The organism is Micromonospora qiuiae (genome assembly GCF_016863555.1).
GTDB classification, from domain to species: Bacteria; Actinomycetota; Actinomycetes; order Mycobacteriales; family Micromonosporaceae; genus Micromonospora; species Micromonospora qiuiae.
In genome coordinates, this window is record NZ_BOPC01000092.1 from 21,112 (window position 1) to 27,423 (window position 6,312).

Sequence of the window (6,312 nt, forward strand, 5' to 3'; positions counted from 1 at the left end):
GATCAGCCGATCTCGTATTCGCTGATCCGCCACCCGACCGTGCTCGGCCGCAGGCCGCACACGACGGTGTGGCGTTCGAGCGTGCCCCGCCAGCCGTCACGCCCGATCGGTCGCACTGTCACCAGTGCGCCGACGTGCCGCTGTTCCGCGGTGTCGGGCGGGAGCGCGTCCCCGGCGTACGGACCGACCTGCACCTCGGTGTAGGCCCGGTGCTGGACCAGTTCCTGCCATTGCGGGGTTTGCCGTGCAGAGTCCTGATCGACTGCCGCCGCGGCCAACTGGGCGTCCAGGTACGCCGCGGCCCGCCGGTAGACATCAGCGCGATCACGGTCGACGGCGGTGTCCACGCGATGCGCGGCGACGGCGAACGCCGCGCACACCGCGTGCGGGTCGTGGTAGTTCACCGACGGGTCTACGAGCTGGGTCGACGCCGCCGCGGAGGGCTGCGGACGAGGCTCAGGGGTCGTTGCCGAGCAGGCGCCGAGCAGCCCGGCCGTGAAGACGACTGCCAGTAGGGCGGGAATGCGACTGGAGCGGATCATGCTGGTCACGCTCGCGTCCGCCCGTAGGCGGCGACGCTGCCGTAGCGCGTAACGCCACCGGCTCCGCGCCTCGAAGAAGAGGGGAGCCCGAGGCGTGGATAGCCAGCCACGGGACCGGCCTGCTCAGCAGATCGCGGATGGAGCCCTGTCGCGCCGGACACCCGCGCGCAGCAGGGGTGAGCAGTTGCGGACCAGGGCTACCCGTAGCGCCCGTAGCGCTCCCGTCAACGTCGGCGGTAACCGTAACGGCTCCGCACCCTGACGAACGTCTCCGGCAGCGGCCCCGACCGGGCCGCATTTCGATTGTCGGAGGAGTTCGAGATGGTCCTCAAGCTCGTCGTTGCCGGCCAGGCGGTGCTCGCCGCGAACGCCCCGAATCCGGCGCCGTCGGCACCGCCCGGAATGGAAGCGGTAGCCACCAGCTTCCTCAGCTGGGGAAAGTGGATCTTGCTGGTCGCGGGCGTCCTCGGGTTTTTCATCTGCGCCGGAATGATGATCATCGGACGGCGTAACCGGTCGCAGACCGCCGTGGATGGTGCCGCAGGCGTGCCCTGGGTGCTCGCCGGACTGGCGCTGACCAGTCTGGCCGCCGGCATCGCGGGGGTGGCACTGACGTGAACCGCCGCATCTCGCACGCGGCGCCCCGCCGCCGCATCCGTCCCATGGCCGTCGCCGCCGTCGGGTTGGCACTGCTTGTGCTGGCTTCGGTTGCGGTCGCCCGCAGTGGCGACGACACCCGGAACGATCACGCCTCGCCTGGGCAGCCACTCACCGAGGCAAATGCGCCGGCGGACGCTCCGGCGTCCGACGTACCTCAGCAGGTGGCCGTCGAGGTCTCATGGCCTACCGACTTGACCTGGACCACCGTGGCGGGGCTGGATCTGCCGGTCTCCGCCACTGCGGGTCCCCGCGACTTCGCCGCTGGGCGAGCGCGAGGTTTCGCACAGACACCGTCCGGTGCTGTTCTCGCCGCACTGCACCTGCTGGTGCGGACCAGTCCGCAGGTGGGGCCCCGGATTTGGGGCCCGACGCTGCGTGAGCAGGTCGTCGGGCCGGATGTTGCGGCATACATCGATGCGGTGACCGAGGACTACGCCGTTGCTCAGGAGCAGTTGCAGATTCCCTACGGCGAACCGCTGTCTCCCATCTACGCGTCGATCGCCGGGGTCCGCATCGACTCGTACGGCCCGCAGGCGGCCAGCCTGCGGCTGCTCATCGAAGCGCCGGACGGCAACGGTGGCGTCGCCCGCGCGGCCACGGTGGTGCAGGTCTCCTGGACGGGCACGGACTGGAGTCTGATCGCCCCGCCCCGGGGCGACTGGTCCACGGTCCGCGCCCTGGTCGGCCCTGCCGTCGTCCGCAGCTACACGCCGCTGCCGGGCAGGTAGTCATGTGCGACGCATGGGATCTCAAATGCCAGTTCAAAGAGGGCGCGACGGAAGTCGCTGGCGCCGTGGCCGAGACGATGATCGGCCAGCTTGCCGACCTGATCAGCCAGGCGCAGTCCACGCTGATCACGTCGACCGTGACGTGGTGGCTGTACCTGCCGCCGGTCGACGTCGAGTATGCGCCGGCTGCGCGGACGCTCCAGCAGTGGATGCTGCCGTTCGCGCTGATCGTCTCGGTCGGCGGCATCATGTGGCAGTCCCTCCTGCTGATCATCAACCGCAAGGGGGAACCGCTCGTCACGGTGGTGAAAGGGCTGTTCACGACCGCGTTGTTCGGCGCGGTGAGCCTCACCGGTACGCAGATGCTGCTCCGGGCGTGCGAGTCCTACACCGAGTGGGTCCTCACCTGGGGTATGGACTGCGCGCCAGGGCTCGGCGTCGACCCGGGCTGCAAGACCAACGCGCTGGCCGCGCGGATGCAGATGCTGCTGCTTCCGGCGGGACCGAGCATCAGCAGCGTCCTGGTGGTCGTCGTGGGCATGGTCGTGCTCGTGGCGAGCATCGTGCAGGCGATGCTGCTGCTGTTCCGCAACGGCGCCATCATCATTCTCGCCGGAATGCTGCAACTCGCCGCCAGCGGCAGCTTCACGGCAGCCACCAGTAACTGGTTGAAGCGGGTGCTCGGCTGGCTGCTCGCGATGGTCTTCTACGAGCCGTTCGCCGCCACCAGTTACGCGGTCGCGTTCATGCTCATCGGCGATCCGCAGAACCGGGACATCTCGACGTGGTTCACCGGCGCCGGGATGCTCGGGATGACGCTCGTGGCGTTGCCGGCCATGATGCGGTTCTTCAACTGGACCGTCGGCGCGGTACAAACCACCGGGAACTCCGCCGGCATGCTGGCTGCGGCGGGCGCAGCGGGGCTGCACGCGGTCGCGTCGAGACGCGGCTCATCCGGCATGTCCGCGACGGACTATGCCCGAGACATGGACCGCCGGTACCCGCCGCAGCCCGGCGGCGACAGCGGATCGGGCACGCCTCGACCGACCCCACCGGTATTCACCGGCCCCTCCCCCACCGCTGGTGCCGCCCCCTCGGCGAGTACCGCGACAACCACCACCGCGAGTGCCTCAGCCGGCAGCGCTACGGCGACGACGGCCGCAGGCGGTAGCGCCGCAGCGGGTGCGGGCGCTGGTGCCGCAGGCGCCGGTGCGGTCGGGGCGTCCGCCGCCACTGGCCCTGCCGCGCCTGTCGTCGCCGGTGTCGCTGTTGGAGCTCAGGTTGCCGGGGCAGCGGTCAAGTCTGCGGCGAGCACCGCGTCCCGATCGACCGAGAGTGGGTGATCGGGATGTCTGCGAAGGCTCAGGCTGAGGAGACACGAACCTACGGTGGTTGGCGTCGCGCTCGACCGCTGGGCATGTTCGGGCTCGGCTTCGGTCAGACGATGGTGGTGCTCGCGGCGATGACCGTCGCGCTGATCACGGTGTCGGTGAGCCTGACCGCTCTCGCGGTGGTCGGCCCCGTCTGCCTGATCGTCATCGTCGGCAACGTCGCTCAGTGGGACGGTGTGTCGCTGGCGCAGGCGCTCGTGCAGCGTTTCCGCTGGGTCGCCGGCTCCGGCCGGGGCCGCACAAGCTTCCGCGGCGGCGTGATATCGGCGCAAGAGCACGCCTGGCAACTGCCGGGCGTGCTCGCCCCGACCGTCCTGCTGTCCGTCGATGACGGCCACGGCGGCACGTACGGCGTGGTGTGGCATCGCCGCCTCAGGACCATGACCGTCACCCTGCGGTGCGCCGCCCAGTCGACCTGGCTGGCCGACCCGGAGGCGGCGACCGCCTGGGTGTCGAACTGGGGCGGCTGGCTGGCCGGCCTCGGTCACGTGCCGATCGTGCGATGGGTCGCGGTCACGGTGGACACCGCGCCGGATTCCGGCACCCGACTGGCTGACTACATCACCGGCCGGCTGGCACCGGACGGGCCAGCGGCAGCGGTGCGAGTGATCCAGCAGCTCATCGCCGCCGCACCACAGGCCGCCGCTGACGTGCAAACGACCGTGTCGATCACCTTCGAGCCGGCGGCGTCGCCGGCCCGTCCCAAGACGGTGCCGGACTGTCTCGCGGAGGTCGATCGCGCCTTGCCCGGCTTGCAGGACGCGCTGGCCGGGTGCGGGCTGACGGTGCTGGGTCGGGCGACAGCGGCGCAGATCGCCGGAATCGTGCGGCACGCCTTCGATCCGACCAGTCGAGGCGAGGTGACCCGGCTGCTCAGCGCCGCGGCGGACGCGGCAGCCGAGTTGCTGGACTGGAGCAACGCCGGCCCGGTCGCCGCCGAGGAGCACACCGATCGCTACGAGCACGACGGCGCCACCAGTGTGACCTGGGCGTGGCACGAGGCACCGCGTCAGCCGGTCACGCACCACGTGCTCGCCCGGCTGCTCGCCCCCGGCGAGCAGCCGAAACGGGTCACGCTGCTGTACCGCCCGATGACCGCCGGGCAAGCCGCCGGCGAGGTCGAGCGACAGGTCAACGCCGCCCAGTTCCGGTCCGCCTACCGGCGAGCCCGCAAGCTCGATCCGACCGCCCGGGACATCGCCGACCACGAGCAGGCCGCGCAAGCCGCACGAGAAGAAGCGCTCGGCGCAGGTGTCGGCCTGATCAGCCTCTGGGTGACCACCACCGTGCTCGATCCCGCCGACCTCGGCCGGGCCGTCGCGGATGTGGAAAGCCGCGCGGAGACGTGCAAGGTGCGGCTTCGCCGCCTGTGGCATTCCCAGGCGGCCGGGTTCGCCGTCACTCTCCCGGCCGGGATCTGCCCGCCGGTGCTGGCCCAGCAGTGGCCGAACTGACCTTCCTCTTTCCAGGAGCACCCCCATGGCATTCGCAGATATTGACGTGACCGCACTCGGCCCGATCCCCCCGGCCTGGGGATGGCGTCGACCGGGCGCCGGCCGCGCCGTCCACGTAACGGCCGGTACCGAGTACCAGGCCACGACCGTGCAGGCCGCCGGCTTGTACCCGTTCACCGCCGGCAGCGGCGCTCCCCTGCTGGGCGTGCCGATCGGCCGTCACCAGCTCTGGGGTGAGTCCGTGCTGCTCGACCCGTTCGAGTGGCTCAACGCCGGACTGATCACCAACACCGGTGTTTTCGTGCTCGGCCAGCCGGGTGCCGGCAAGTCCGCACTGGCCAAGCGGCTGGTCATGGGAATGGCCGCCACCGGTGCCCAGATCTTGATTCTCGGTGACACGAAGCCGGACTACAGCCGGGTCGTGCAGCACCTCGATGGTCAGGTCATTCGGGTCGGCAGGGGTCTGGACCGTATCAACCCTCTCGACGCCGGTCCGCTCGGCACCGTGCTGTCGCGGATGAGCGGACCCGACGCCGACCAGCTTCGCCTGGAGATACGCGGGCGGCGGCTGACCCTGCTCATCGCCCTGTGCATGCTCGTGCGCGACGGCGGGCAGGTCAGCAACACCGAGGAGGTCGTCCTCGGCAGGGTCGTCGACCTGCTTGCCGAGCGGCGCACCGGAGATCCGGTGATCCCCGACGTGCTCGCGGTGCTCGATCAGGGACCGGACACCATCCGCGCCGCAGCGCGGGCTACCTCGGCGGCCGACTACCGCCGCCGGATCGACGACTTGGTCGCCACCCTGCGCCTGTTGTGCGAGGGCACGCTCGCCGGTGTCTTCGACGGACCGACCTCCACCCCAATCGACCTGTCCGCCAAGGCGGTCAGCATCGACATCTCCCGGGTGGCCGCCGCCGGCGACAAGCTGGTCGCCGCGGCGATGCTGTCCACCTGGAGTTACGGGTACGCCGTCATCGACGCTGCCGCCGTGCTCGCCGACCAGAGCCTCGCTCCCCGGCGGCGACATCTGGCGATCATGGACGAGCTGTGGCGGGCGCTCCGGGGAGCGCCCGGGTTGGTCGAGCCGGCCGACGCGCTCACCCGGCTGTCACGCAACCTCGGCGTCGCACAGATCATGCTCACCCACTCGCTGGACGACCTGGACGCGCTGGCCAGCGACGAGGACCGCGCCAAGGGACGCGGCATGGCCGAACGGTGCGCCATCAAGGTCCTGGCCGCGTTGCCTGGCCGGGAACTGGACCGGATCAGCCAGATGGTCCGGCTGTCCGTGCCCGAGCGGGACATGGTCGCGTCCTGGGCCGCCCCGGAAGCGTTGGTGCCCGGCGCCATGCATCCCGGTCGCGGAAAGTACCTCGTCAAGACCGGCGAGCGGGCGGGAATGCCCGTCGCGCTGCACCTGGTCGGCGAAGAACTCGCCCTCTACGACACCGACGCCGCCGTACGGGCAGGTGCCCGATGAGCGGCATCCGCAAGCAGCAGCCGATCTACCCACGCGGTAGCGCCGGCGGATACCCCC

Annotated in this window: 6 protein-coding genes; 5 read left to right on the forward strand and 1 reads right to left on the reverse strand. The window is 70.7% G+C overall.

All coding sequences use genetic code 11. From position 1 onward, the window contains the following. Positions 1–2: 2 nt before the first annotated feature. Positions 3–542, reverse strand: a complete 540-nt coding sequence (locus Vqi01_RS25780) for a hypothetical protein (RefSeq protein WP_204037497.1) — start codon at positions 540–542, stop codon at positions 3–5. 321 nt (positions 543–863) lie between these two features. Between Vqi01_RS25780 and Vqi01_RS25785 the strand changes: the two genes are divergently transcribed. From Vqi01_RS25785 to Vqi01_RS25805, 5 genes are all read left to right on the forward strand, one after another. Then, a complete protein-coding gene (locus Vqi01_RS25785; protein ID WP_204037499.1) occupies positions 864–1,160 on the forward strand; it encodes a hypothetical protein in 297 nt (98 codons plus the stop codon). Beyond that, positions 1,157–1,930, forward strand: a complete 774-nt coding sequence (locus tag Vqi01_RS25790) for a DUF8175 domain-containg protein (protein ID WP_204037501.1) — start codon at positions 1,157–1,159, stop codon at positions 1,928–1,930. The genes Vqi01_RS25785 and Vqi01_RS25790 overlap by 4 nt, the downstream gene beginning before the upstream one ends. Before the next feature lie 65 nt (positions 1,931–1,995). After that, on the forward strand, positions 1,996–3,273 hold the full coding sequence (locus tag Vqi01_RS25795; RefSeq protein WP_204037503.1) for a hypothetical protein: 1,278 nt from the start codon (positions 1,996–1,998) through the stop codon (positions 3,271–3,273). A gap of 5 nt (positions 3,274–3,278) precedes the next feature. Continuing rightward, a complete protein-coding gene (locus tag Vqi01_RS25800) occupies positions 3,279–4,775 on the forward strand; it encodes an SCO6880 family protein (RefSeq protein WP_239098667.1) in 1,497 nt (498 codons plus the stop codon). Between the two features lie 25 nt (positions 4,776–4,800). Further along, positions 4,801–6,255: a putative type IV secretion/conjugal transfer ATPase gene (locus Vqi01_RS25805; RefSeq protein ID WP_239098668.1), complete on the forward strand. Its 1,455-nt coding sequence runs from the start codon at positions 4,801–4,803 to the stop codon at positions 6,253–6,255. The last annotated feature ends 57 nt before the right edge of the window (positions 6,256–6,312 follow it).